Genomic DNA, 23,721 nt, shown 5'->3' with positions numbered 1-23,721 from the left:
ATGCGGTGAGGTGGGCGGCGGGTTGCGCGGGCGACTCACACGCCGCCAGTGCGCGGCGTCAGTCGCAGCAGCTTCCCCTCGACCCCATCGGTGAGCACATGGATCGACCCATCAGGAGCGACCTTGACATCGCGTATGCGCTCATCGAGGTCAGCCAGCAGCAGCTCCTGTCCCACGATGCGACGGCCATCGCGCAGCACACGCCGCACCGCGCGCTCCTTCAGTGCAGGCACGAGCAGGTTGCCGCGCCACGCGGGAAACAGGTCTCCGTCGTACACCGCAAGGCCCGCCGGCGCAATCGAAGGTGTCCATTCGAGCATCGGGTCCCGGTAGCCCTGCAGGCGGCGGAAAGGCGTCACGCGGGCGAAGGGATAGTCGATGCCACCCGTGACGAGCGGCCAGCCGTAGTTGCCGCCCGCCACGATGCGGTTGATCTCATCGCCGCCGCGGGGACCGTGCTCTGAAAGCAGTAGATCGCCGGTGGTGGGGTCGATGGTGATCCCCTGCGCATTGCGATGGCCGAGGCTGTAGAGTTCCGGCGCGGTACCGGGCTGGCCGATGAAGGGATTATCGGCGGGCGGGCGGCCTTCGCGGTCGATCCGGATCACGGCGCCCAGGTGGTTGGCGGGATTCTGTGCTTCCTCACGCCGCGCGCTGCCGTCGCCGACCGTCAGCACCAGCGTGCCATCGGCAAGAAACGCGATGCGGCCGCCGTTGTTGCCGGCACTCGGTTTTGGCGTTGAATCGAACAGGACGCGGACCTCCTCGATCCTGTCGTTGGCAAGGCGTGCACGTACCACGCGTGTGCCATTGGCCGACGCCACGCCGTAGCCCATCGTCAGGTACAGCCAGCCGTTCTGGTCGAACTGCGGGTCCAACGCGATGTCCATCAGGCCGGCGGTGCTGCCCTGCCGGAAGATCGGGGCCAACCCGTCCAGCGCAATCTCCGAACGGGTGCCATCGGCGGCGATGGCCAGCAGCCGTCCGCCCATCTCCGTCACCAGCACGCGGCCATCGGGCAGGAACGCGAGTGACCAGGGGCGGTTCAAGCCGCTGGTGACCGTCTGGACCTGGTAGCTCGCAGCAGGCGTGTCGACCGGCCTGTCGCCGGCAAGCGGCACGGTGGTGAAGAACAGCAGGGCAGGGACGAACAGCAGCACGGCGGCCAGCACACCATGGCGCCACGGCCACCCCGGTGCGGTCGCCTGCGCTGTGCCACGCCCCGGCGCGCTCATCGTGGCGTACAACACACCGCCGACCCCGCCTGCCAGTGACATCAGGATATGGCCGAGTGGACCACGCGTTCCGGGCAGGGCCGGCATGGGAATCACCGAACGCATCATCCAGAACGCCACCCACACACCGGCCAGAGAGGCGGCAGCGAACACGCCGTTCCGCCATGCACCGGGGGTGATGCGCATGATCCGATGCGCCACCACGATGGCAGGCAGCAGGGAAGCGAACGCAATGCCGGTCATGACCGGGCCGAACATCGCCAGGTCTTCCAGCGTGGTCCACACCCGCAGAGCCGCAGGCAGGGGAATGCCGAAGCCCGACAACTCACCGAGGACGAGCTGCGTCTGCACGATGCTGGCCACAACACCGGTAACTGTGGCGGCAGCCAGTAACGCGGCGATGTGGGGGAGGTAGCGCTGGATCTTCAACCTGTCGTTCCTCTTTCAGGATCGGCATTGCCGTCTGCCCCCATTCTAGGGGGCGAGGGGCGTCTGCACGGCTGACGGACGCCGCAGGCAGGGATCCTGGACGTTCCAGGCGACCGGTAGCGCCGAGCCATGCTCGGCGGCGTGCTAATCGCCAGGCACGTCGTACATCAAGCCGCCGCGGTTCTTCAGTGCGATGGCGCGCCGGTCTGCTGCAGATACGCGCTGAAGTGCGGCGTTCTCCGGTAGAGCCGACTTCAGTCGGCTGCCGTCGCCAATGCAGCCGACTGAAGTCGGCTCTACCAGTGCATTCCGCGCATTCCGCGCACCATGCATTCCGTGCATTCCGCGCATTCGGTGCATTTCGTGCATTTCGTGCATTTCGTGCATTTTGATGCGCTACGGTGGGATGCCGGGTTGCTGGGCACGTGAGGTGAGCCTGCCGTTGCGGTCGCCGCGTGCGGCGCGGCATCACTCCGATCCGCGCCCAGCAGGCGGCACGACCTGCACCACCACCTTGCCCTTGGCGCGTCCGGCGTCCACGTAGGCCATCGCGTCGGCCGTGGCCTCGAAGGGAAACACTTTATCCAGCACGGGGCGGATGCTGCCTGCTTCGATCAGCGAGGTTATTTCGCGCAGTTGCGGGCCATCAGCGCGCATGAACACGAAGCGGTACTCGACTCCTTTGCGCTTGGCCTTGCGCCGAATGCCGCTGCTCAGCAGGCGCATGACCTGTCGAAGCGGCCAGGACAAGCCCTGTGTTGCGGCAAAGGCGGGGGTAGGCGGCCCCGAAATGGAGATCAACATTCCGCCGGGTTTGAGGACGGTCAGCGACTTCTCCAGCACGTCGTTGCCCAGACTGTTCAACACGACGTCGTAGTCGTGCAGGAGGTCCGCGAAATCCTGTGTCCGGTAGTCGATCACCTGGTCCGCACCCAGCGCCTTCACCCACTCCACATTGGCGGTGCCGGTGGTCGTGGCGACGAACGCGCCCAGATGCTTGGCGAGTTGGATGGCGATCGTACCCACCCCGCCGGAGCCGGCGTGGATGAGTACTTTCTGGCCCTTCTTCAAGTGTGCGGTTTCCACCAGCACCTGCCAGGCGGTCAGCGCGACCAGCGGCACCGAGGCGGCTTCTTCCCAACCGAGATTCGTTGGCTTCAGCGCAACACTGGCCGCCTTCACCGCGATGCGTTCGGCGAAGGTGCCGATGCGATCCTGGTCGGGGCGGGCATACACCTCATCGCCGACGTTGAACTGCTGCACCGCACTGCCAACGCGGACCACGGTGCCGGCGACATCGTTGCCGAGCGTCAACGGCAGCGTGTAGGGCAGGATCAGCTTGAACTCACCGCTGCGGATCTTGCTGTCCAATGCGTTGACACCGGCGGCATACACCTGGATCAGGACATCGTCTTCCCGCAGTGCCGGCTCCGGCACGGAGGCGATGTGGCCCACTTCCTTCTTGCCATGGCGGTCGATGATGAAGGCTTTCATTGCAGGTGTCCTGTTGGGTGGATGCGGCAGGCCGGTGTACGTGGAGCAGAACGCGATCGCCGAAGCGACGCGGTCACGCGGGTCAGTCGCCGCTGCGGTAGCGTTCGGCAGCGTGCGCTTGGCGGATGTCACCGAGCAATGCCTGGCGTGATCCCTGCAGGGCATCCCAACGCGACGCGTCGTGCAGCGGCGGGATGGTCACCTCTTCACGGCGGTCAAAGCCCATCAGGGCGGCGTCCACCAGTTCGTTTACCTCCATCAGGTCGGGAAGCGTGTCGGGGTCGATACCTGCTCGCGACCAGATTTCCGTTCGTGTTCCAGCAGGCAGCACGGCCTGCACATGGACGCCCTTTGGGCCCAGTTCCAGCTGCATGCCCTGCGACAGGAACAGGACAAAGGCCTTGGTTGCACCGTAGAGCGTCATGCCGAACTCCGGGGCGAGTCCAACGACTGAGCCGACATTGATGATGGCGCCTTCACCGGCGGCGGCGAGACGCGGGGCGATCGCGGCGGCAAGCCGTGCCAACGCCAGCGTGTTCAGCGTGAGCAGGCGCTCAATGCCCTCTGCGGACTGCTCGAGGAAACTGCCCGTCTGTGCCATGCCGGCGTTGTTGACCAATATGCCGATCCGGGTGTCGTCGCGGAGTTGCGCCTCGACCCTGCGGAGGTCATCCGGGTGGGTGAGGTCTGCGGTCACCACGTCGATGGCCACGGCAGTTTCCTTGCGCAGTCGTGCGGCAAGTGCCTCCAGGCGCGCGGTATCGCGGGCCACCAGGACGAGTGCGTGGCCGCGCCGTGCGAAGCGGTCCGCGTAGACGGCACCGATGCCGGAGGAGGCACCGGTGATGAGGACGCTGTGTGCAGTGTTCATGCGGTAGGTCTCTGATGTTCGGGATCGGGGGAGTTATGCGGCGTATGCGGCGGGGTGCCTTGGATAGTCGGTGTAGCCTTCGGCGCCTCCGCCATACAGCGTGGCGGGATGGAGTGGAGCGAGCGGCGCCCCGGTCTTCAGTCGTTCCACCAGATCCGGATTGCTGATGAAGGCGCGTCCGAAGGCCACCAGATCCGCTTTGTTCTCTGCCACGTGGCGGGTTGCGAGTTCCAGGTCATAGCCGTTGTTGGCCAGATAGGTCTGCTTGAAGCGTCGGCGCAACGCGCTGAAGTCGAACGGCGCGACATCGCGCGGGCCGCCGGTGGCGCCCTCGACCACATGCAGGTACACCACGCCCAAGCGGTTGAGGTGGTCGACGATGTAGTCGTACTGCGGCTGTGGGTCGCTGATCGAGATAGCGTTGGCCGGCGACACCGGCGAGATGCGCACACCGGTGCGGTCGGCACCGATCTCTTCTGCCACCGCAGCGGTGACGTCGAGCAGCAGTCGCGCGCGGTTCTCGATGGAGCCACCGTACGCATCGGTGCGTTGGTTCGCGCCGTCCTTGATGAACTGCTCAAGCAGGTATCCGTTGGCGCCGTGGATTTCCACGCCGTCGAAGCCTGCGGCGATTGCATTGGCCGCGGCCTGGCGGAAGTCGTTGACGATGCCGGGCAGCTCGTCGATCTCCAGCGCGCGCGGTTCGGATACATCGGCGAAACCGTTGTTCACGAAGGTCTTGGTCTGCGCACGCAGGGCAGAGGCTGACACCGGAGCGGCACCGTTCGGTTGCAGGTCGACATGTGAGATGCGGCCGACGTGCCACAGCTGCACGAAGATCCGCCCACCCTCGCGGTGCACGGCGTCGGTGACCTTGCGCCAGCCGTCGATCTGGTCCTGGGTGTACAGCCCGGGAGTGTCCTGGTAGCCCTGCGCCTGGGCAGAAACCTGGGTGGCTTCGGTAATGATCAGGCCCGCCGACGCGCGCTGTGCGTAATAGGTGGCGGCGAGATCGGTGGGCACCAGGCCGGGTCCAGCACGGTTGCGCGTCAACGGCGCCATGACGATGCGGTTGGCAAGCACCAGCGGGCCCAGAGCATGGGGGTCGAACAGCGATGGGGTCGCCATGGAATGTCTCTCTCTTGGTGATGACGGGGGCCAACCGGGTCGCTTGGGCGTGCCGGCTCTGGCTGACGAGAGCAATGATGATGACCGTAATCTTAAATGTCAATGGTTTGATTATGGGCATCATCTATGGGTGATATAGTGCTTCCACGCACATGGCCGCACTGAGGGAGTACCCCCGCAATGAAAGTCAGCAAGGCACAGGCGCAGGCCAACCGCGCCCATATCGTTGAGGTCGCCTCCGCGTTGTTTCGCGAAAAGGGCTATGACGGCGTGGGCGTCGCGGACCTCATGGCCCATGCCGGCTTCACCCACGGCGGCTTCTACAAACACTTCGGTTCCAAGGCGGATCTGATGGCGGAAGCAGCGGCGTGCGGCTTTGCCCAGTCACTCGCGGCGGCAGGTGACGGTGGCTTGGATGCGTTTCTCGGCCACTACCTGTCACGCGCGCACCGTGACAACCCGGCCGTGGGCTGCACGATGGCCGCGCTGAGCACCGATGCTGCGCGCCAGCCCGATGCGGTCAGGGCCGTCTTCGCCGAAGGAATCGAGCGCCAGGTGTCCGCACCGATGCCGGATGCGGATGCCTCTGCGGCGGTAGCGGAGGGCAGGTCACGTGCGCAGCGGATCGCCCTGATTGCGCAGGCGGTCGGTGCGATCGTGTTGTCCAGGGCGTGCCCGGATGATTCGCCACTGGCCGATGAGATACTCGAGGCCTGCCGCCATGCGGTGCTGGCGGATGAATCAGCACGCGCTGCTGTCTTTCAGGGCTGAGCGCGCGCCGGGCCCCCGAACATCGCGTTGTCTGGCGCCCGGTGCATCTTCGTACCGCCCCAGGCGCCGCATCCACCCCCTCGCCAGCCACAGTCGGAGTAAACCATGACTTTCAAAGCGCTTCTCGCCACCCAGACCGGTGACCGCATCGCAGCTGACGTCGTAGAGCTCGACGAACATGACCTGATGCCCGGTGACGTCACCGTTGCCGTGGAGTATTCGACGGTCAATTACAAAGATGCGCTGGCCCTGAGTGGACATTCCCCGGTGATCCGTAAGTTCCCGTTGATTCCCGGCATCGACCTGGCGGGCATCGTAGAGAGCTCCGGCCATGCCGGTTTCTCTGCGGGTGACCGCGTACTGGTCAACGGCTGGGGATTGAGCCAGACCCACCATGGCGGTTTTTCGCAGAAAGCGCGCGTACCCGGGGAATGGTTGGTCAAGGTCCCCGAGGCATTTTCCACGCAGGATGCGATGGCGATCGGAACGGCCGGCTATACGGCGATGCTGTCCGTGCTCGCGCTGGAACACGGTGGATTGACGCCCGACCACGGCGACGTGCTGGTGACGGGGGCGAATGGCGGGGCCGGGTCCATCGCGATCGCGCTGTTGTCCCGGCTCGGTTATCGCGTCGTGGCGTCGACAGGGCGCCTGCAGGAAGCGGAGTATCTGAAGGAACTCGGTGCCGCTGAGATCATCGACCGTGCCACGCTCTCGGCGCCGGGTGCGCCCATCGCGAAGGAGCGCTGGGCCGGCGCCATTGATGCCGTGGGCAGCCACACGCTTGCCAATGTACTGGCCCAGATCCGCTATCGCGGCGTCGTGGCGGCGTTCGGGCTGGCGCAGGGGGCGGATCTGCCGGGTTCGGTGTTGCCCTTCATCCTGCGCAATGTGACCTTGGCCGGCATCGATTCGGTCAATGCACCGTACGCCGCGCGCGAACAGGCCTGGGCACGACTGGCCACGGATCTGGACCTGCACAAGCTTGCCCGCACCACCCGGATGATCGGCCTGGCGGACGTTCCCGGACTGGCGGCGGACGTGCTGCAAGGGCGTGTGCAGGGCCGCACGGTGGTCGACGTCAACGCATAAGGGGCGGAACAGGGCATGCAGTGAGAAACTGATCTCTCGGATATCTCGATAATCGTGACCGGGGTCTCAAAGTTAATCCTCAAGATAATCTGCGAACTGCCGTTACAAACTTCACAGCATCCTGCTCTCCCTGCTGCGGCCTTCGTTCGTCCCCACGCCATCGCGTCGCCCCGCCGTGTATCTGCACGGCCCAGCCCTTCAGCCTGTTGGACCCGAGGACCCTGCAATGCCCAGCCCATCTGTCGGTACCCGGGTACCCGCACGCCTCTCTGCCTTTCTGTTTCGACCGTCCGCCACCCGGCACGCGGCGGCGGACGCGGCGGCGCGCAGGGACCAGGACCTGCAGGCGCAGGTCGATGCACTGCACCGGGTACAGGCGGTCATCGAGTTCGGGTTGGATGGCACCGTGCTGAAAGCCAATGCCAACGTGCTGGCGACCCTCGGCTACACGATGGAAGAGATCCAGGGGCGGCACCATTCCATGTTCATGGAGCCGGAGCAGGCGCGCAGTGCAGCGTACAAAGCCTTCTGGGAAAAGCTGGGCCGTGGCGAATTCGACGCGGGTCAATACAGGCGGGTGGGCAAAGGCGGGCGTGAAATCTGGATCCAGGCGTCCTACAACCCGGTCTTCGACAGCAAGGGCACGCCCTGCAAAGTGGTGAAGTTCGCCACTGACATCACGGAAGAACGGCAACGTGCCGCAGATGTCGCGGGCCAGCTTGCCGCGATCAACAAATCGCAGGCGGTCATCGAGTTCAGCCTGGACGGGCGTATCGAGACCGCCAACGAGAACTTCCTGGAGACCACGGGCTACTCGCTCGATGAGATACGCGGCAAACATCATTCCATGTTTGCCGACCCCGTTTATGCCCAGAGTGCCGAATACCGCCAGTTCTGGGAGAAACTCGGGCGCGGCGAATACGACGCGGGACGCTATCGCCGGTTTGGCAAGGGTGGCCGTGAGGTGTGGATCCAGGCCTCGTACAACCCGATCCATGACATGGATGGGCGGCCGTTCAAGGTGGTCAAGTACGCAAGCGATATCACGGCGCAGGTGCTCGAGTCACAGGCACTGCAGCAGGCGGTGGACCAGACCCGGGACGTGGTCGCCGCCGCGCAGGGCGGTGACCTGAGTCGCCGCATCGACCTCAACGGCAAACGCGGCGCGATCGGCGAGCTTTGCCAGGGGATCAACCTGCTGGTCGAGTCGATGGCCGGCATGATCGGGCGGATCAAGGCATCCGCGGATGCGGTCGCGATGGGCGCAGGCGAGATCGCGGAAGGCAACGATGACCTGGCACGGCGAACCGAGCAGCAGGCAGCGTCGCTGGAGGAAACCGCCGTATCGATGCAGGGCCTGACCGCGGCCGTGCGGCAGACCGCAGACAGCGCACAGCAGGCCAGCGAGCTGGCTGGCGCGACGGTGCGGGTGGCCGAACAGGGCGGTCAAGCCGTGCATGACGTGGTCTCGACCATGTCGCTGATCGCGGCGTCTTCGCATCGCATCGGCGACATCATCGGCGTGATCGACGGCATCGCGTTCCAGACCAATATCCTGGCATTGAATGCTGCGGTAGAAGCGGCGCGTGCTGGCGAGCACGGGCGTGGATTCGCCGTGGTTGCATCGGAGATCAGGTCGTTGTCGCAGCGGTCGGCTACCGCCGCCAGCGAGATCAAACAGATCATCAGCGATTCGGTCGGCAAGGTCGGCGCCGGCAGCACGTTGGCGCAGGGGGCAGAGCGCACGATGGACGACATCGTCCAGAGCGTGCGGCGGGTCAACGATCTGATCCGCGGCATCAGCGCGGCCGCTCAACACCAGAGCGAAAGCATCGTGCAGATCAACCAGGCGGTGGATCACATCGACGAGGGAACCCAGCAGAACGCGGCATTGGTCGAGGAGGCATCCGCGGCGGCGCGCAGCATGGAAGAACAGGCGACGCAGCTGCTGGGCACGGTGGCCGCGTTCCGCACCGAGGCATTGTCCCGCTAGCGCGGGCAGCATTGATACGTGCTGGGTATCAATGCTGGCAGACAACGGTATTGGCCGTTGTTCATCCGGTCGTTCAGGCTGGACGCATGCATACCCCTGTTTCTTTCCAAGGCCAGGTTGGCCTCATCACCGGCGCCGCAGGCGGCCTTGGGCTCGCTTACGCGCGTTTGCTGGCGGGTCGTGGCGCAACGGTCGCGATGCACGATGTAGGCGCCGATACCGATGGCAGAGGCCTCGATGCGACCCGCATCTCCCGTGCAGCGGAGCAGTTGCAGGCGCAAGGTCGCACGGTCAGCAGTCACTGCCTGCCCATCAACACGCGCGCGCAATGCCACGCACTGGTCGACGACGTGCTGCAGCAGCACGGACGCCTGGACTTCCTGATCCACAACGCGGGCTGGGTGGCCTACCAGCCGGTGCAGGACGTAGACGAAGCGCAGCTGGAGCACACGCTGCTTATCGCGGCCAAGGCGCCGCTGTGGTTGGCACAGGCGGCATGGCCGAGCATGCGCGCCAATGGAGGCGGGCGCATCGTGGTGACGACGTCTGATCGGGCGCTGTATCCGCAGCATGTGCAGCAGGGGCTGGTCAGCTATGCGATGGCAAAGATGGCTGCTGTCGGACTGGTCAACGTGCTGGCCGCCGAAGGGGTTGGGGACAACATCGTGGTCAACGCGATATCGCCGGTAGCGAAGACACGCATGTGGGGGCACCAGGGCGAGCCTGATGAGCTGCACCCCGATGCGGTGGCCACGGGCGTTGCGTGGCTGGCGTCCACCCGTTGCACGGAAGGCGGCTGGATCCTGCGTGCGAGCAACGGGCAGTTCCACGCCACGCGCGCAGGCGAAGCGGCCGGCGTGGATTATCCGCGCGATCTGAAGGCGATCGCGGTCGACACGGTTGAAGGATTCAATGCCGCGTGGCCACGCATCGCGTTGACCAACACCGAGTCGCGCTCGACGCATTCCGGCTGAGCGCTGCTGATACCCTGAGTGCCTTGTCTGCAAGGCGACCGCCATGATCGATCTCCGTCTGCTGCGCCAGTTCGTGGCCGTGGCAGAAGAGCTGCACTTCCATCGTGCCGCGGCGCGCCTGCACATGTCCCAGCCACCCCTCACCGCTGCGATCCGCCGCCTCGAAGAGCACGTGGGTGCCATGCTGGTGTTGCGCGGGCACAGGACACTTGGGCTTACGGCTGCCGGGAAAGTGCTGCTCGTCGAAGCACGACGCACCTTGCAGCAGGCCGACCATGCGCTCGCTGCGACCCGCGAAGCGGCAGCGGGGCGCACCGGCGTGGTGCGCGTGGCGTATGTCGGCAGTGCGCTGTACGGCAGCCTGCCGCAGCGGATCCGATGCTTCCGGCGGAGTCATCCGGGCGTGCGCCTGGAGCTGCGCGAGGCGACCTCATTCCAGCAACAGGCGATGCTGCGCCAAGGACAGATCGATGTCGGCATCCTCATCCCCCCGCTTCCCTCTTCCGCAGACCTGCGGCTGCACGCGTTCGACAGCGACACGTTGGCGATCGCACTGCCCCGCGATCATCCACTCGCCGCCCGCGCCTCATTGCAGGTGGCCGACCTTGCCAGTGAGGAGTTTGTCGGCTGGCCGGCGGCCGAAGGTGAGGGTTTCCACGCGCACGTGATGCAGCAGTGCAGTGCTGCAGGCTTCATACCCAATGTCGTGCAGGAGGCGCACGGCATGCACGCCGTACTTTCGCTGGTGGCAGTGGAAACCGGGATTGCGATCATCCCGGCCAGCATGGTGGGCTTCCGCGCCGCCGAGATCGCCTATGTCCCCTTGTCGGCGCCGGTGACCACGTTCGATCTGTGCTTCTGCACCACTGTGCTGAACGATGCGCCGGCGTTGCAGGCCTTCCTGCACGCGGCAGATGGTCGCATGGTGGCCAGCGGCTGACATCCAGCGCGCGGGCGACGCATATGACTCTTCAAGGGCGAATGCTTCGTCGCTAGCGTCTGATCACAGGTTCCGGACACTCAAAGGATGATGTGATGACCGCGCACTACGACAACATGGTGGATCAGTACGTGGCCTACGCCAGCTCCTCGCCCACCCGGCCCATCGAGATGCGCACCATGCTGCAGTTGGCGGGCGAGATCGAGGGCAGGTCGGTGCTGGATCTCGCCTGTGGGTCCGGCTATTACGGACGCGAGTTTCTTCGCCACGGTGCCGGCCGCGCGCACGGGGTAGATCTATCGCAAGGCATGATCGACTACGCACGCGCGCTTTCCGCGGACCGCGGTGACGACATGACCTTCGAGGTGAATGATGTGACCGCAATGCCCGCAACGGCGGAGCACGACATCGTGCTGGCGGCCTATCTGTTCAATTACGCGCAGTCGCTGGACGCGCTGCAGCAGATGTTCGAATCGGTGATCCCGCACGTGAAGCGTGGCGGCAGGCTGGTGGTGCAGACGCTCAATCCGGAATTCAGGATGGCGCTTGGCAACTATTCTGCTTACGGGGTGAAGGCGATCGAGGAGGTGCCGTGGCGGGAGGGTGCACGGCTGGTGTTCGAGTTCCCTGGCTCGCCCCCGGCGCGGATCACCAACTACCGGTGGGCGAGAGAACACTACGAGCATGCGATCCGGTCAGCGGGGTTCCGTGCTGTCAGCTGGCATGAACCGCATCTGTTGGAAGCGGATATCCGCGGCCGTCCTGCCGGCTATTGGGAGGGCTACGTACACAACTGCATGTCGGTGAACCTGGTGTGCGAACGTTGACGCATCAGCGCCGGGACAACACCCGGTCGAGTGCATCCATCGCGCGCTGTGCCACCGTGCCGACATCCTCTGCCTTCAAGGCATCGTTGAATACTTCCAGGCCCACCGGGCCGGAATAGCCCATGTCCTGCAGCGCATCCAGCAGTTCGGGAAGTGGCCAGATGCCTTCACCCGGCAGGCAACGCGCATGGCGGGCGGTGTCGATCATGTGGCCGGGCAGGGGCTGCTGCTGCACGTCACTCAGTTGCACCAGCGCGATGCGGTGCGCGGGAATGCCGTGCAGGTCGTCGACGCTGCGGCCTGTGGCAAACAGATGGAATGCGTCGACGACGATGTCGAGATTGTCAGCGTCCACCGCCTGTACCTGACGCCACACGGCGGGGAGCGTGGAGTTGAGCACACTCCACGCCATCCCTTCATACGCGATGCGCAGTCCTCGTGATCCCGCTTCCGCGCACAGCCAGCGCAGATCCGGCCCGACGCGATCGCCGATGCAGCGCGTGTCGGTGGAGGCGGGTACCAGCACCGTCCGGGCCCCCAATGCAGCCGCCAGATCCAACAGGCCGATGGCCTCGTGGCGTTTATCGCGGCGATGCGGGTCGGGTGCACCGTCAAAATCGAGGAGCACCTGGACGTCGGTAAGTCCCATCGCGGTGTCCTGCAGCGCGGAACGCACTGCAGCGGCCGACGTCGGCTCTACATCCTGGCGCCATATCTCGACCTGATCGAACCCGGCGGACGCTGCGGCCGCGAGCTTCTGCGAGGTGCCGCCGCCAAGCAGCACGGTGTTGAGGAAACGAGGGGAGGTGGTGAGCCGCATCAGGCGAGGGTACCGACGCTGGGATGCAGGCGGTGTCGACGTGGCACGCGCCATCCAGAGCCGGCAATCGACGAAGGCCGATCGCCGACCGCGCACGCCGATCAGCGACGGTCGCGTTTGATCCAGGCCCGCACGAACAACGCGATCAGGCCACTGAAGATGACCCAGGACACAAGGTCGAACAGGCCGTCGCCGAGCAGCGCGCTGACCAGCCCGATGAGGCTGGCCAGCGTGATCCATGCAGGTGCGATGAAAGGACTCTTCATGCAACCTCCTGGGTCTGCGCACGTTCGATCTCCGCTACGCGGGTGGCAGTGCTCCCGCGCTTGAACCAGAGGTACAGTCCGCTGATCAGCACAGCGATGGTCAGCAGGTCCATCAGCGCCCACAGGATCTTCAGCGGCAGCTTGCCGTAGTCGCCGAAGTGCAGCGGCTGGCTCAGCAGCAGCACGGTCATGTAGGTGGGCAACTGCGGCTGTGCCGTCAGGGCGCCGGTCTGCGCATCTATCAATACGGGCCGATACAACCGCTCGGTCACCGGCGAATCGCCCTGCATGAACACGCCATAGTGGTGGTCACCGCTGTAGCCGGTACCGGGGAAGCTGACGAACGCCGGGCGCATGTCCGGCTCGGCCGCGCGCGCGGTGTCTACCGCGGCCTGCAGCGATGCAAGCTGCGTCGGCTTGGGCTGGCCGGCGTAGCGTGCAGCGAACTCGCCCAGTTGCTGCGTCTGCCAGGCCTGTTCCAAGGGCTTGGCCAGCGTGTTGATGGCGCCGGTAAGGCCGACGACCAGCGCCCAGCCGAGGGTAACGATGCCGATCACGTTGTGCAGGTCGAGCCAGGCAAGACGGCGGCTGCGGCCCGTGCGCAGCGTGCCGAAGCGCTGCTTGCGCATGAAGGGGCCGTAGAGCACCAGCCCGGACACGATGGCGACAACGAACAGCAGCCCCATCGCGCCCATGAACAACAACCCCGGCAGCCCAAGGAACAGATCCGTGTGCAGGCGGTACAGGAAGTACATCACGCCTTCGTTGAACTGCGGTGCGGGGACCTGTTCGCCACTGACGGTGTTCAGCAGCACGGTCTGCATCTGCGGCGCGGGCGTGTCGCTGCGCGCACCGGTATTGACGTACATCAGCGGTGCATCGGGGTCCCAGCCGACGAACAGGGGCACATTGCCGGGAAAATGCTGCAGGGCGGTCTGAACCTGCGCATCCAGGTTGCGGATCGGTGCATCGGCAGGGGCAGCGGGAATCTCGGGGTCAGCGCCGGTGAGGTGCCCGATCTCATGGCCGAAGATGAGGGGCAGGCCGGTCAGGCAGAGCAGCAGCAGGAACAGCGTGCAGACCAGGCTTGTCCATTTATGGACGACGAACCAGGCTTTGATGGCGGAACGTTGCATGGAGCGGAAAGTCTCGGTCGGCGATGGGCGGAGGGCCAATAGGCGGGCGCCGGGACGCTTGCGTGTCCCTCTTGGCACGCCGGAATGAAACAGGCAGTTGTTGCACAATATATAACGATAAGCCACCGGGCCGATCCGACGGTGTCGTGACGACCTCTCGACGCAGGACGGCAGCAGCGGCAAGCATGGTGCTCGACTGCTGGGGAGCTCCTTCCGATGCCTGTCTCTGCTTCGTATGACGCGTTCTGCCGCTACTATCTCGCGCTTGAGCGCGCGTCCCCCTCTCGTTCACTGGAACGATGCACGCTGCTGGAACTGGCCGGTGACCTGAGTGGCCGCGATGTAGTGGATCTTGCATGCGGAGAGGGGTGGTGCGGTCGCCAATTGCTCGCCGCCGGGGCGAGGTCAGCGCTGGGGATCGATATCTGCACCAGCATGATCGCTGAAGGTCGTGCAAGATCGGCCGACGAGGGCGACCGCATGACGTTCCTGCACGCAGATGTGATGGATGTGGAGCGGGATGGCCAGTTCGACATCGTGACGGGGGCCTGGTTGCTCTGTCTTGCGAAGACCCGCAACGAGCTTGCAGCGATGTACGCACAGGCAAGGCGCCTGCTGCGACCTGGTGGCTGTTTCATCGCGGTGGTCAACAACCCCCAGTACCGTCACACCGGCAGCATCAACCCCGCCACACATGCGCAGGTGCTTGAGTGCGTGAGCGGCGAGGGTCATCAGCGCATGCGCATCCGGTTCGGTGCCCGGGAGGATGCGGTCGTCGTGGATTACAACTGGGATACGGCCAGCCATGAGGCCGCGGCCGAACAGGCAGGCTTCCACGAGAGTGTCTGGATGTGGCCAAAGGTGACCCCCGACATTCGTGCGAAGCATCCGGCGGGTTTCTGGGATGAATACGAAACCAACTGCGCGCGAGCCTTCTTGCGGGTGCGGTGCTGAACCGATGTCATTGTGTACCGCGCGCCATCATATTCAGTTTCAGGTCGCCTGCGCGCAACGTGCTGTCCGCCGCCGAAACCTGTACATGGCGACGCAGCGGGACCCCCACGCGTGTGAACATGGCGTCCGACGCAACGGACTGGGTCAGATAACCGTCCCCTGAGGCCCTCAATCCTGGGTGATCCGCGCTGGCCGGGGATGCGATCGAGCGTGACGACGCCGTAGGTGGCGGACTGTGCAGTTGCCACGTCGCCGTCGTGGCCCAGCGGGACGGTGAGCTGCGACTATCCAGCTCTGTCGCCATTCCCTCAGCCGTGACGGCGTCAGCCTTGATGGACAATGCGCGCGGCAGCGCCGTAGCCGGGTTCAGGGAGCAGTGCATCCCCGCAACCGCAGGCGTCTGCTACGGATGAAAAAAGTTTCATTTGGCGTCCACGCGTCCGTGCGGGGGTTTTCTTCTATATTCGCGGCACGCAGGATGCGGCGTGGCCGGCACCGCCGTGGCATGGCCCCTGACGCGTCGCATCGGATTCGTCCGAAAACTCCCCGATTTCCTTCCCCCGCAGGAAAATGTCCAATGGTTTTTCCATGTTTCGGCAGGCTGGTCCTCGCCGCCACCCTTTGCTTCATTCTCAACGGGTGCACACAGAAAGAGGCCGCCCCCGCCGCCGCGCCGCGCGACGTATCGGTGATGACCCTGCAGGCCCGGGCCGTCGCATTGGACCAGGAGCTGCCGGGACGCACGGTTGCCTTCGAAGAATCGGATGTACGCCCGCAGGTTTCGGGTGTGTTGCTGAAGCGGCTGTTCGAAGAGGGGGCTACCGTGAGCGCGGGTGATCCGTTGTTCCAGATCGACCCGTCGTTGTACCAGGCGGCGTTGAATGAAGCGGCGGCGAACCTGCGCACGGCGCAGGCCACGGCCGTGACCGAGCGCTTGCGCGCCGGGCGGTTGCAGGCGCTGGGCCAGGAGCAGCTGACCTCCCAGCAGGCGGTGGACGATGCGATCGCCACGGCCAAGCAGGCCGACGCGGCGGTGGATGGGGCCAATGCGGCCCTGCAGACCGCGCAGACCAATCTACGGTTCGCCGCGGTGTCCGCACCGATCAGCGGGCGGGTGGGGCGGGCGCTTTTCACTCCGGGCGCGCTGGTGACTTCCGGCCAGGCCGAGCCGCTGGCGAAGATCCAGCAGGTGGATCCGATGAATGTGGATATCACCCAGTCCAGCAATGAGTTCCTGGCGCTGCGCCGTGCCATTGCCGAGGGCGGCGTGCAGGCATCGGCGACGCCGGTGACATTGAAGCTGTCCGACGGCAGCGCGTACCCGCTGCAGGGCACGCTGGAGTTTGCCGATCTGGACGTGGACCAGGATACCGGCAGCATCACCCTGCGGGCGACCTTCCCGAACCCGGACGGGCAACTGCTGCCGGGCATGTACGTGCGTGCGATGGTCGGGCAGGGCACGCGCCAGCAGGCCGTGCTGGTGCCGCAGGCCGTGGTCGATCGCAGTCCGCGGGGAAACGCGCTTGCCTGGGTCGTGGGTGCTGACGATGTGGTACGCCAGCGGGAATTCCGCACCCTGCGCGCGGTCGGCGACCAGTGGCTGGTGGCGGATGGCCTGAAGGCCGGGGAGCGCATCGTCATCGGCGGCCGGCAAGGTCTCGTGGATGGGGCGAAGGTGGCGGTGACGGACGCCAAGGACGGCGCCAAGGTTGCCGTGGCGCCCGCCGATACCGCAGCGAAGAAAGGCTGACCTGCGCATGCTCTCCCGATTCTTCATCCACCGTCCGATCTTCGCCTGGGTACTGGCGATCTCCATCATGGCCCTGGGCAGCATCGCGGTCCTGCAGTTGCCGGTGGAGCAGTACCCCGACATCGCGCCTCCCCAGATCAACATCACCGCCAACTACACCGGTGCGTCCGCGCAGACCGTGGAAGACAGCGTCACGCAGGTGATCGAGCAGCAGATCAAGGGCATCGACCACCTGTTGTATTTTTCTTCCAGCAGCTCCTCTGCAGGGCAGGCACGCATCACGGTCACCTTCGACCAGCAGGCCGACCCGGACATCGCCCAGGTGCAGGTGCAGAACAGCGTCAACCAGGCGATCAACCGCCTGCCGCAGGAAGTGCAGCAGCAGGGCGTGACAGTAGCCAAGTCGCAGGGCGACTCGCTGATGGTGGTCGCGCTGTATGACACCACCGGCAAGATGCAGCGGGTGGACGTGTCGGATTTCCTGTCCAGCAGCGTGCAGGATCCGATGAGCCGTATCCCGGGCGTCGGCGAGATCGATGTGTTCGGCGCGCCGTATGCGATGCGCATCTGGATGGATCCCCATCAGCTCCGTGCCTACAGCTTGATGCCGAGCGATGTGCGCAGCGCCATCGAGGCGCAGAACACCCAGGTGACGGCCGGCGAGCTGGGCGGGCTGCCGGCGATGGACGACCAGAGCCTCAACGCCACGGTGACCTCGCAGTCACGGCTGCAGACCCCGGAGCAGTTCCGCGCGATCATCCTCAAGACACTGCCTAATGGCGCGGCCTTGACGCTGGATCAGGTCGCGCGCATCGAGATCGGTGCGCAGGGCTACACCATGAGCAGTTTCCTCAACGGGTACCCGGCCGCCGGCTTCTCGGTCACCCTGGCCTCGGGTGCCAATGCCCTGCAGACCGCCGATGCCGTGCGTGCGGAGATCGAGCGCCTGAAGTCGACGTTCCCGCCGGGCCTTGAGGTGGCGTACCCACGCGACAGCACCCCGTTTGTACGGGTGTCGGTGGAAGGGGTGGTCCATACGTTGATCGAGGCGATCATCCTGGTGGTGGTGGTGATGTTCCTGTTCCTGCAGAACCTGCGCGCGACGCTGATCCCGGCGATCACGGTGCCGGTGGTATTGCTGGGAACCTTCGGGGTGCTGGCCGTCGCCGGGTTCACGATCAACACGCTGACGCTGTTCGCGATGGTGCTGGCGATCGGTCTGCTGGTGGACGATGCGATCGTGGTGGTGGAGAACGTCGAGCGCATCATCCACGAAGAAGGGCTGCCACCGGCCGAAGCCACCGAGCGCTCGATGGGCGAGATCACCGGTGCGCTGATCGGCATCACCGTGGTGCTCGGTGCCGTTTTCCTGCCGATGGCGATGTTTGGCGGAGCCACCGGCATCATCTACCGGCAGTTCTCGATCACCATTGCGTCGGCCATGGTGCTTTCCGCGCTGGTCGCGTTGACCCTGACCCCGGCACTGTGCGCCACCCTGCTCAAGCCCGCCGACAAGGAGCGCCCGCCGGGACGCTTTTTCCGCTGGTTCAACGGTCGGGTGGAACGCACCCAGGCCTCCTACCGTGCCGGCCTGGCCCGCGTGGTCGGTCGGCCACGGCGCTGGATGGTCTTCTATCTGCTGGTGGTCGTAGCGGTGGCGGGCCTGTACCTGCGCATGCCGACCGGCTTCCTGCCCGTAGAGGACCAAGGGCTGGTGATGTTCCAGTTCACCACGCCGGAGGGTACGCCCATGGCCAAGACCGAAGCATTGGGCGAGGACATCGGACGTTACTTTCGGGAAAATGAAAAGCACAGCGTGGATGTCGCCTTCGTGGTGGTCGGTCGCAACAATGCCGGTACAGGGCAGAACGCGGGCCAGGGGTTCCTTGCGCTGAAACCGTGGAGTGAGCGCGATGGGGACACCAGCGCCGATGCGATCATCGCCCGCGCCAACGCGCACTTCCGTGCTGTGGCCGATGCCCAGGTCAACGTCCTGTCGCCGCCTGCGGTGCGCGGGCTGGGCCAGTCCAGCGGGTTCGAACTGTGGCTGCAGGACAGCAGTGCGGCGGGCCGCGAAGCGCTGAAGGGGGCGCAACAGCGCGTGGTGCAGGCGGCCAACGAGGACGCCGGCCTTTCATCGGTGCGCTTGAATGGACTGGGCGATCGCGCCCAGCTGCAGGTGGATATCGACCAGGCCCAGGCGAGCGCCCTGGGTCTGGCGCAGGCGGACATCAACACCACGTTGTCGGCCGCCTGGGGCGGAACCTACGTGAATGATTTCCTGGACCGCGGCCGGGTCAAGCGCGTTTACATTCAGGGCGACGCCCCGTACCGGGCCGTGCCCGATGACATCAACCAGTGGTATGTGCGTGGCAGCGATGGGCAGATGGCATCGTTTGCCAGTTTTGCCCGCACGCATTGGGAGCGCGGACCGCAGCTGCAGCAGCGCTTCAACGGCCTGCCGGCGATGCAGCTGCAGGGCAGTGCCGCCCAGGGCAGCAGCTCGGGTCAGGCCATGGGCCGCATGACGCAGTTGGTGGCCCAGGAAGAGGGATTCGGCCTGCAGTGGAGCGGCCTGTCCTACCAGGAGCAGCTCTCCAGCAACCAGACGATCTGGCTGTACCTGGCGTCCATTGCGTTCATTTTCCTGTGCCTCGCGGCGCTGTATGAAAGCTGGACAGTGCCGGTGGCGGTGCTGCTGGTGATTCCGCTGGGCGTGCTCGGCACCGTGTTGGCGACCACCGTCGCAGGCTTCGTCAACGACATCTATTTCCAGGTCGGCATGTTGACCACCATCGGCCTGTCCGCAAAGAACGCGATCCTGATCGTGGAATTCGCCGAGGCCGAGTACCGTGCCGGACGCTCTGCGGTGGATGCGGCACTGGAAGGGGCGCGCCTGCGGCTGCGGCCCATCGTGATGACCTCGCTGGCCTTCGTGGCCGGCGTAGTGCCGCTGGCCCTGGCCACGGGTGCCGGGGCGGTGAGCCGGCGCGAGATCGGTATCAGCGTGATCGGCGGCATGGTGTCCGGCACGCTGTTGGCGATCTTGATGGTGCCGTTGTTCTTCGTGCTGGTGCGCGGTCTGGGCCGGCGGAAAAAGAGCGCCTGAACGTGAGTGGCCGTGCCGTTCAGCACGGTCATCGTCATGTCATCGGCGGATCACATGGCGGTCGCCGGGGCGGACTTAGGGTGGGTGCACCCGCCCCCAACGGAGTTCCGCCATGTGGCTCATCGACCGCCTGCTTCCGCACACTGCACTACTGGCAACGCCAAGCGATGCAGGGCCGATCGAAGAGGGACCGGATGCGCCTCCCGAAGCAGGCGCCCGGCGCCTGACCTTGAAGCGCCCCGTACGCGCAGGTCGCTTGGCGATCTCGCCCTGGCAGAAGGTTGCCGCCCCGAGCCGCCGCAGCAGGCACTGACCTGGTGTCTATCGGTCGGCCGGGTGGTTGACCCCGTCATTGGTGGGTACCACGCCCAGCCCGAACGGATCGATGCCCTCCAGGCAGGCCACGTTGTAGCCGTACTCATGCGGATTCGAGCGCCGACGGTGGTGGGTGTAGATTCCGCAGACATCGCAGAACCAGTGCTCGGCCACGTGGGTGTTGAACTGGTAGAGACGCAGGTGGGCGTGCCCCTGCAGGATCTCGATCCCGTTTTCAGCCACGGTGGCCGCGATGGCGCCACGACGCCGACACAGCGAGCAGTCACACCGGCGCGGATCGACGATGCCATCGGGCAGATGCAGGCGCAATTGCACAGCGCCGCAATGGCAACTGGCGGTGTGCCATTCGTTGACTGCCACAGCCGAAACCTCTTTGATGCCCATGATCCCTCCCGATGCGTGGCGTCATTCTGCCCGAAGTATCTCCTGTCGCGTCGTGCCACTCCCGGCGGCTACCGGGACGCCACCGGTCCGCGCGGCGGCCATTCCTGAACGCCCTCGGATTTCCCCGGCACCTCGCTTGTGGCTAACTAGGCGCCCCAAGATGAATGCGACAGGTCCCCGTGAAGGCAGCAGGCCGTTGGAGTATCGGAACCCTCATGCTGCTGGCGACCCTGTGGGTCGCTGGACTGGTGTTCTATCAGGTGCCGGGACCCGGCTGGTTGGCGGGATGCGCGGCGCTGCTCTGGTTGCTGGCGGGTGGTTGGATGTCGGTGCGCGTAGCGCGCGGACGGGCGGGACGCAGGCTGCCCGCGGCCTACGGACTGTGCATGGTGGCCGCGGCACTGACGTGGCTGGGCCTGACGCCGCGACAGGACCGCGCATGGGCTGACGACGTTGCGCAGCGGCTGCACGTGGCCTCTTTCGACGGTCGGAGGGTCGTGCTGGACAACGTGCGCGACTTCACCTGGCGCACCGAGCAGGACTACGATGCGCGCTGGGTCCGCCGGGAGTACGACCTGCAGCAGTTGGCGTCGGCCGACCTGGTGATGTCGTATTGGATGGGACCTGCCATCGCCCACACGTTGGTGTCGTTCGGATTCGAGGACGGTCGGCAGCTGGTGTTCTCGCTGGAGATCCGCAAAGAGCAGGGCGAGTCGTTCTCCGCGCTGGGCGGCTTCTTCCGCAAGTTCGAAATGACCCTGGTGGCGTCCGAAGAAACCGACATCATCCGCACGCGCACCAATGCGCGCGGTGAGGATGTCTATCTGTACCGGCTGCATGGCCTGAGCCAGGCCCAGCTGCGTACCTTGTTCGCCGCCTACATCGACGAGGCGCGCACGCTCGATGCGGCGCCGGCGTTCTACAACACCTTGACCAGCAACTGCACCACGATCGTATTTGATCTGGCACGGCATATCGCCCCCGGGCTGCCGCTGGACTACCGCCTGCTGCTGTCCGGGTATCTGGACCGGTACGCATTCGATCAAGGCGCGTTGACGCCGGGGCATTCGTTCAAAGCGCTCCGCGAGCGTGCACGGATCACTGATCGCGCGCTGCAGCCGGCGTCTGACAGGGATTTCTCCAGATGGATCCGCCGTGGCGTGCCCGGCACCGCCCAGGAAGGTGAACAATGATCGACATGAGGGCGCCGGTTTACTGGCCGAAGAGGGTACGCCTGCTGCTCGCTGCCGCCGTGCTGCTTCTGGGCAGTGGCTGCGCGATGGTAACGGTCAAGCAGGTGGCCAACACCGATTACCTGTCCAGCAAGCGCTCGGATGTGCTGACCACCGGCAAGCTCAGTGCGGCATCACAGGAAACACTGAGCGTGGTGGGGCTGGATGCCAGCCAGTGTGGCAAGGACGTAGTGGTCTGCCGCAGGACGTTGCTGGATACCGATGGCATCAGTGCCGAACAGCGCATGTCGGCGTTGTCCGAATTGTGGGTGCAGACGGCGCTGGCCCTCAGTCCGAAACCCAAGCATGCAGACAAGGAGCCGATGAGCGACGCGGCGGTGGATGCGTGGCTGGAGGCGGCGCGCTACGCGTATGCGTACCTGTTCTTCAGTGGCCGCGCGCCCTCTGATCGTGCCTTCGAGGATCGTCAGACGCAGGTGCGCGACTACTACAACTATGCCGCTGAGCAGACGGCGTCGGTGGTGTTCCGTCGGGCACGCGCGTCCGCGCTGGAAGGCGAAGACTACAACGCGCCGGTGGCCGGCGAGCGCTGGACGATCACCTCCGACTACGATCGCCTGTCGATGCCCAGCATGCCCACCCGGCTGGTGTCGGCGGCAACGATCAGCTTCGTTGGCCTGCGCAGCACCTACCGCCGTGATGGGTTCGGTGCCGAGCTGGTGGTGGTGATGGACCCACCCCGGTTGAGCACCCCCTTGCCGGAGGCAGACGCGCCGGTGGATGCGGCCGCGCCCGCCAGGAAGCACGAAGTGCCGCAGTACAGTGAAATGTCCTCGATCAACGCCACCGCGCTGCTGCGCTTCAAGGGCGACTCGCTGGACGACGTGCTGAAGACCAGCCAGGTATTGCTGGATGTGTATTCCCCGGAAGCGACCGAGCGGGTCGACCTGCACGGGCAGCAGGTGCCGCTGGCCGGCAACTTCACTGCGGCGTATGGGCTGTGGCTTGCACAGAGCGGGTTCGCCACGCAGGCGCTGCGCACCTTGTTCGGCTTGGCCGAAGGCATCAAGGAGCCGCACATCTACCTGATGCAACCCTGGGACCCGAACCGCCGCATCATCTTCATGCTGCATGGATTGGGCAGCAGTCCGGAAGCGTGGGTGAACGTGGCCAACGAAATCATGGGCGAAGAGGAGCTGCGTCGCGAATTCCAGGTGTGGCAGGTGTATTACCCGACCAATGCGCCGATTGCGCTGAACCGGTACGAGATCTCGCGCGCGTTCAACAGCACCCTGAAACACTTCGATCCCAGCGGGCAGACGCGTGCGTCGAAGGACCAGGTATTCATCGGCCACAGCATGGGCGGCGTACTGGGACGGCTGATGGTCAGCGCATCCGGCGATGCGTTGTGGAACGACCTGATGGCACGCTACGACCTGAAAGGCGAGCGCCTGCAGCGGGTGAAGACGAAGCTGGGCCCGCTGCTGCAGTTCCAGCCGCAGCCGAACGTGGAGCGGGCGATCTTCATCGCGGCCCCGCACAAGGGAACGGACATCGCGGGCAACCGGGTGGGGCGCCTGATCGGTCGTCTGGTGCGTCTGCCGTTGACGATCCTGGGTTCGTTCGAGGATGCATTCAATACCCTGCAGCAGGCCGATGCGCAACGTAGTGGGAGTGAAAAGCTGCGCGTGCCCAACAGCATCGACAACCTGAAATCCACCGATCCCTTCGTCATGGCAGCCGGCTCGCTGCCGATCCAGCCCGGGCTGAAGTATCACTCGATCATTGCCCAGCGCAAGCCAGAAGTGCCGCTGCTGCAGTCCGATGACGGACTGGTGCCGTACTGGAGTTCCCACCTGGAGGGCGCCGTGTCGGAGAAGGTGATCATCTCCGGCCACAGCGTGCAGGAGACGCCGCAGGCCGTGCTGGAAATCCGCCGCATCCTGCGCGAAGACGTGGACGAGGTGGGTGCAAGGCCGTGAGCTGGAGTCTGGGGGATGACGTCCGCTGGTCGTCACA

The 23,721-nt window shown here is 65.4% G+C and carries 19 protein-coding genes; 11 read left to right on the top strand and 8 right to left on the bottom strand.

The features are described 5' to 3' along the window. Positions 1 to 35 precede the first annotated feature (35 nt). The 4 genes from IFT58_RS12655 to IFT58_RS12640 all read right to left on the bottom strand — a co-directional run bounded on the left by IFT58_RS12655 (position 36) and on the right by IFT58_RS12640 (position 5,157). Positions 36 to 1,664, bottom strand: coding sequence for a PQQ-dependent sugar dehydrogenase (locus IFT58_RS12655; RefSeq protein ID WP_197974619.1), 1,629 nt, complete (start codon positions 1,662 to 1,664; stop codon positions 36 to 38). Positions 1,665 to 2,132: 468 nt separating this feature from the next. Further along, positions 2,133 to 3,158: an NADP-dependent oxidoreductase gene (locus IFT58_RS12650; RefSeq protein WP_192095313.1), complete on the bottom strand. Its 1,026-nt coding sequence runs from the start codon at positions 3,156 to 3,158 to the stop codon at positions 2,133 to 2,135. A gap of 82 nt (positions 3,159 to 3,240) precedes the next feature. Further along, positions 3,241 to 4,029 carry an SDR family NAD(P)-dependent oxidoreductase gene (locus tag IFT58_RS12645; RefSeq protein WP_192095311.1) on the bottom strand — a complete coding sequence of 263 codons (789 nt, stop codon included), beginning with the start codon at positions 4,027 to 4,029 and terminating at the stop codon, positions 3,241 to 3,243. 33 nt (positions 4,030 to 4,062) lie between these two features. Then, the gene (locus tag IFT58_RS12640; protein WP_192095309.1) at positions 4,063 to 5,157 is read right to left on the bottom strand and encodes an alkene reductase; all 1,095 of its coding nucleotides are present in this window, start codon (positions 5,155 to 5,157) and stop codon (positions 4,063 to 4,065) included. Between the two features lie 180 nt (positions 5,158 to 5,337). On the opposite strand from IFT58_RS12640, the gene IFT58_RS12635 reads away from it, so the two are divergent. The 6 genes from IFT58_RS12635 (at position 5,338) to IFT58_RS12610 (ending at position 11,754) form a co-directional block, all read left to right on the top strand. After that, positions 5,338 to 5,928, top strand: a complete 591-nt coding sequence (locus tag IFT58_RS12635; RefSeq protein WP_192080969.1) for a TetR/AcrR family transcriptional regulator — start codon at positions 5,338 to 5,340, stop codon at positions 5,926 to 5,928. Positions 5,929 to 6,033: 105 nt separating this feature from the next. Further along, positions 6,034 to 7,020, top strand: a complete 987-nt coding sequence (locus IFT58_RS12630) for an MDR family oxidoreductase (RefSeq protein WP_192095307.1) — start codon at positions 6,034 to 6,036, stop codon at positions 7,018 to 7,020. A 226-nt stretch (positions 7,021 to 7,246) separates the two neighbouring features. Next, on the top strand, positions 7,247 to 9,013 hold the full coding sequence (locus tag IFT58_RS12625) for a methyl-accepting chemotaxis protein (protein ID WP_192095305.1): 1,767 nt from the start codon (positions 7,247 to 7,249) through the stop codon (positions 9,011 to 9,013). A gap of 86 nt (positions 9,014 to 9,099) precedes the next feature. Beyond that, the gene (locus tag IFT58_RS12620) at positions 9,100 to 9,987 is read left to right on the top strand and encodes an SDR family oxidoreductase (protein ID WP_192080972.1); all 888 of its coding nucleotides are present in this window, start codon (positions 9,100 to 9,102) and stop codon (positions 9,985 to 9,987) included. A gap of 43 nt (positions 9,988 to 10,030) precedes the next feature. Beyond that, positions 10,031 to 10,927 (top strand): LysR substrate-binding domain-containing protein, encoded by an 897-nt coding sequence (locus IFT58_RS12615; RefSeq protein ID WP_192095303.1) that lies wholly within the window; start codon positions 10,031 to 10,033, stop codon positions 10,925 to 10,927. Positions 10,928 to 11,022: 95 nt separating this feature from the next. Next, entirely contained in the window at positions 11,023 to 11,754 is a 732-nt protein-coding gene (locus IFT58_RS12610) for a class I SAM-dependent methyltransferase (protein ID WP_192095301.1), read from the top strand. 4 nt (positions 11,755 to 11,758) lie between these two features. Here the strand turns inward: IFT58_RS12610 and IFT58_RS12605 are convergent, their stop codons facing one another. The 3 genes from IFT58_RS12605 to IFT58_RS12595 form a co-directional block, all read right to left on the bottom strand. Then, positions 11,759 to 12,574, bottom strand: coding sequence for a sugar phosphate isomerase/epimerase family protein (locus IFT58_RS12605; RefSeq protein WP_192095299.1), 816 nt, complete (start codon positions 12,572 to 12,574; stop codon positions 11,759 to 11,761). A 101-nt stretch (positions 12,575 to 12,675) separates the two neighbouring features. Continuing rightward, a complete protein-coding gene (locus IFT58_RS12600; RefSeq protein WP_188324793.1) occupies positions 12,676 to 12,840 on the bottom strand; it encodes a hypothetical protein in 165 nt (54 codons plus the stop codon). Beyond that, complete coding sequence (locus tag IFT58_RS12595) at positions 12,837 to 13,976, bottom strand: PepSY-associated TM helix domain-containing protein (RefSeq protein ID WP_192080975.1); 1,140 nt, start codon at positions 13,974 to 13,976, stop codon at positions 12,837 to 12,839. Before IFT58_RS12595 ends, IFT58_RS12600 begins: the two co-directional genes overlap by 4 nt. Before the next feature lie 216 nt (positions 13,977 to 14,192). Here IFT58_RS12595 and IFT58_RS12590 point away from each other — a divergent pair, with 216 nt between their 5' ends. The 3 genes from IFT58_RS12590 (at position 14,193) to IFT58_RS12580 (ending at position 19,789) form a co-directional block, all read left to right on the top strand. Beyond that, positions 14,193 to 14,930, top strand: a complete 738-nt coding sequence (locus tag IFT58_RS12590) for a class I SAM-dependent methyltransferase (protein WP_192095297.1) — start codon at positions 14,193 to 14,195, stop codon at positions 14,928 to 14,930. Between the two features lie 577 nt (positions 14,931 to 15,507). Further along, a complete protein-coding gene (locus IFT58_RS12585; protein ID WP_192095295.1) occupies positions 15,508 to 16,680 on the top strand; it encodes an efflux RND transporter periplasmic adaptor subunit in 1,173 nt (390 codons plus the stop codon). A 7-nt stretch (positions 16,681 to 16,687) separates the two neighbouring features. Beyond that, on the top strand, positions 16,688 to 19,789 hold the full coding sequence (locus IFT58_RS12580; protein ID WP_192095293.1) for an efflux RND transporter permease subunit: 3,102 nt from the start codon (positions 16,688 to 16,690) through the stop codon (positions 19,787 to 19,789). Positions 19,790 to 20,110: 321 nt separating this feature from the next. Here the strand turns inward: IFT58_RS12580 and IFT58_RS12575 are convergent, their stop codons facing one another. Next, positions 20,111 to 20,509 (bottom strand): GFA family protein, encoded by a 399-nt coding sequence (locus tag IFT58_RS12575; RefSeq protein ID WP_192080979.1) that lies wholly within the window; start codon positions 20,507 to 20,509, stop codon positions 20,111 to 20,113. Positions 20,510 to 20,724: 215 nt separating this feature from the next. Between IFT58_RS12575 and IFT58_RS12570 the strand changes: the two genes are divergently transcribed. Further along, the gene (locus tag IFT58_RS12570) at positions 20,725 to 21,702 is read left to right on the top strand and encodes a DUF4105 domain-containing protein (protein WP_192080980.1); all 978 of its coding nucleotides are present in this window, start codon (positions 20,725 to 20,727) and stop codon (positions 21,700 to 21,702) included. 5 nt (positions 21,703 to 21,707) lie between these two features. Continuing rightward, positions 21,708 to 23,684 (top strand): alpha/beta hydrolase, encoded by a 1,977-nt coding sequence (locus IFT58_RS12565; RefSeq protein WP_192081060.1) that lies wholly within the window; start codon positions 21,708 to 21,710, stop codon positions 23,682 to 23,684. Positions 23,685 to 23,721 lie beyond the last annotated feature (37 nt).

Origin of the sequence: Stenotrophomonas sp. CFBP 13718, from assembly GCF_014842145.1 — a bacterium.
In the GTDB taxonomy this organism is placed as follows: Bacteria; Pseudomonadota; Gammaproteobacteria; order Xanthomonadales; family Xanthomonadaceae; genus Stenotrophomonas.
Note: the sequence above shows the minus strand (reverse complement) of the source record. Positions and strands in the feature narration are given on the sequence as shown.

What these genes read in the sequence shown, in the direction of transcription:
- IFT58_RS12650 (WP_192095313.1), bottom strand. Translation starts at nt 3,158, where the DNA reads ATGAAAGCCTTCATCATCGACCGCCATGGCAAGAAGGAAGTGGGCCAC.
- IFT58_RS12645 (WP_192095311.1), bottom strand. Translation starts at nt 4,029, where the DNA reads ATGAACACTGCACACAGCGTCCTCATCACCGGTGCCTCCTCCGGCATC.
- IFT58_RS12640 (WP_192095309.1), bottom strand. Translation starts at nt 5,157, where the DNA reads ATGGCGACCCCATCGCTGTTCGACCCCCATGCTCTGGGCCCGCTGGTG.
- IFT58_RS12635 (WP_192080969.1), top strand. Translation starts at nt 5,338, where the DNA reads ATGAAAGTCAGCAAGGCACAGGCGCAGGCCAACCGCGCCCATATCGTT.
- IFT58_RS12630 (WP_192095307.1), top strand. Translation starts at nt 6,034, where the DNA reads ATGACTTTCAAAGCGCTTCTCGCCACCCAGACCGGTGACCGCATCGCA.
- IFT58_RS12625 (WP_192095305.1), top strand. Translation starts at nt 7,247, where the DNA reads ATGCCCAGCCCATCTGTCGGTACCCGGGTACCCGCACGCCTCTCTGCC.
- IFT58_RS12620 (WP_192080972.1), top strand. Translation starts at nt 9,100, where the DNA reads ATGCATACCCCTGTTTCTTTCCAAGGCCAGGTTGGCCTCATCACCGGC.
- IFT58_RS12615 (WP_192095303.1), top strand. Translation starts at nt 10,031, where the DNA reads ATGATCGATCTCCGTCTGCTGCGCCAGTTCGTGGCCGTGGCAGAAGAG.
- IFT58_RS12610 (WP_192095301.1), top strand. Translation starts at nt 11,023, where the DNA reads ATGACCGCGCACTACGACAACATGGTGGATCAGTACGTGGCCTACGCC.
- IFT58_RS12605 (WP_192095299.1), bottom strand. Translation starts at nt 12,574, where the DNA reads ATGCGGCTCACCACCTCCCCTCGTTTCCTCAACACCGTGCTGCTTGGC.
- IFT58_RS12600 (WP_188324793.1), bottom strand. Translation starts at nt 12,840, where the DNA reads ATGAAGAGTCCTTTCATCGCACCTGCATGGATCACGCTGGCCAGCCTC.
- IFT58_RS12595 (WP_192080975.1), bottom strand. Translation starts at nt 13,976, where the DNA reads ATGCAACGTTCCGCCATCAAAGCCTGGTTCGTCGTCCATAAATGGACA.
- IFT58_RS12590 (WP_192095297.1), top strand. Translation starts at nt 14,193, where the DNA reads ATGCCTGTCTCTGCTTCGTATGACGCGTTCTGCCGCTACTATCTCGCG.
- IFT58_RS12585 (WP_192095295.1), top strand. Translation starts at nt 15,508, where the DNA reads ATGGTTTTTCCATGTTTCGGCAGGCTGGTCCTCGCCGCCACCCTTTGC.
- IFT58_RS12580 (WP_192095293.1), top strand. Translation starts at nt 16,688, where the DNA reads ATGCTCTCCCGATTCTTCATCCACCGTCCGATCTTCGCCTGGGTACTG.
- IFT58_RS12575 (WP_192080979.1), bottom strand. Translation starts at nt 20,509, where the DNA reads ATGGGCATCAAAGAGGTTTCGGCTGTGGCAGTCAACGAATGGCACACC.
- IFT58_RS12570 (WP_192080980.1), top strand. Translation starts at nt 20,725, where the DNA reads ATGCTGCTGGCGACCCTGTGGGTCGCTGGACTGGTGTTCTATCAGGTG.
- IFT58_RS12565 (WP_192081060.1), top strand. Translation starts at nt 21,708, where the DNA reads ATGAGGGCGCCGGTTTACTGGCCGAAGAGGGTACGCCTGCTGCTCGCT.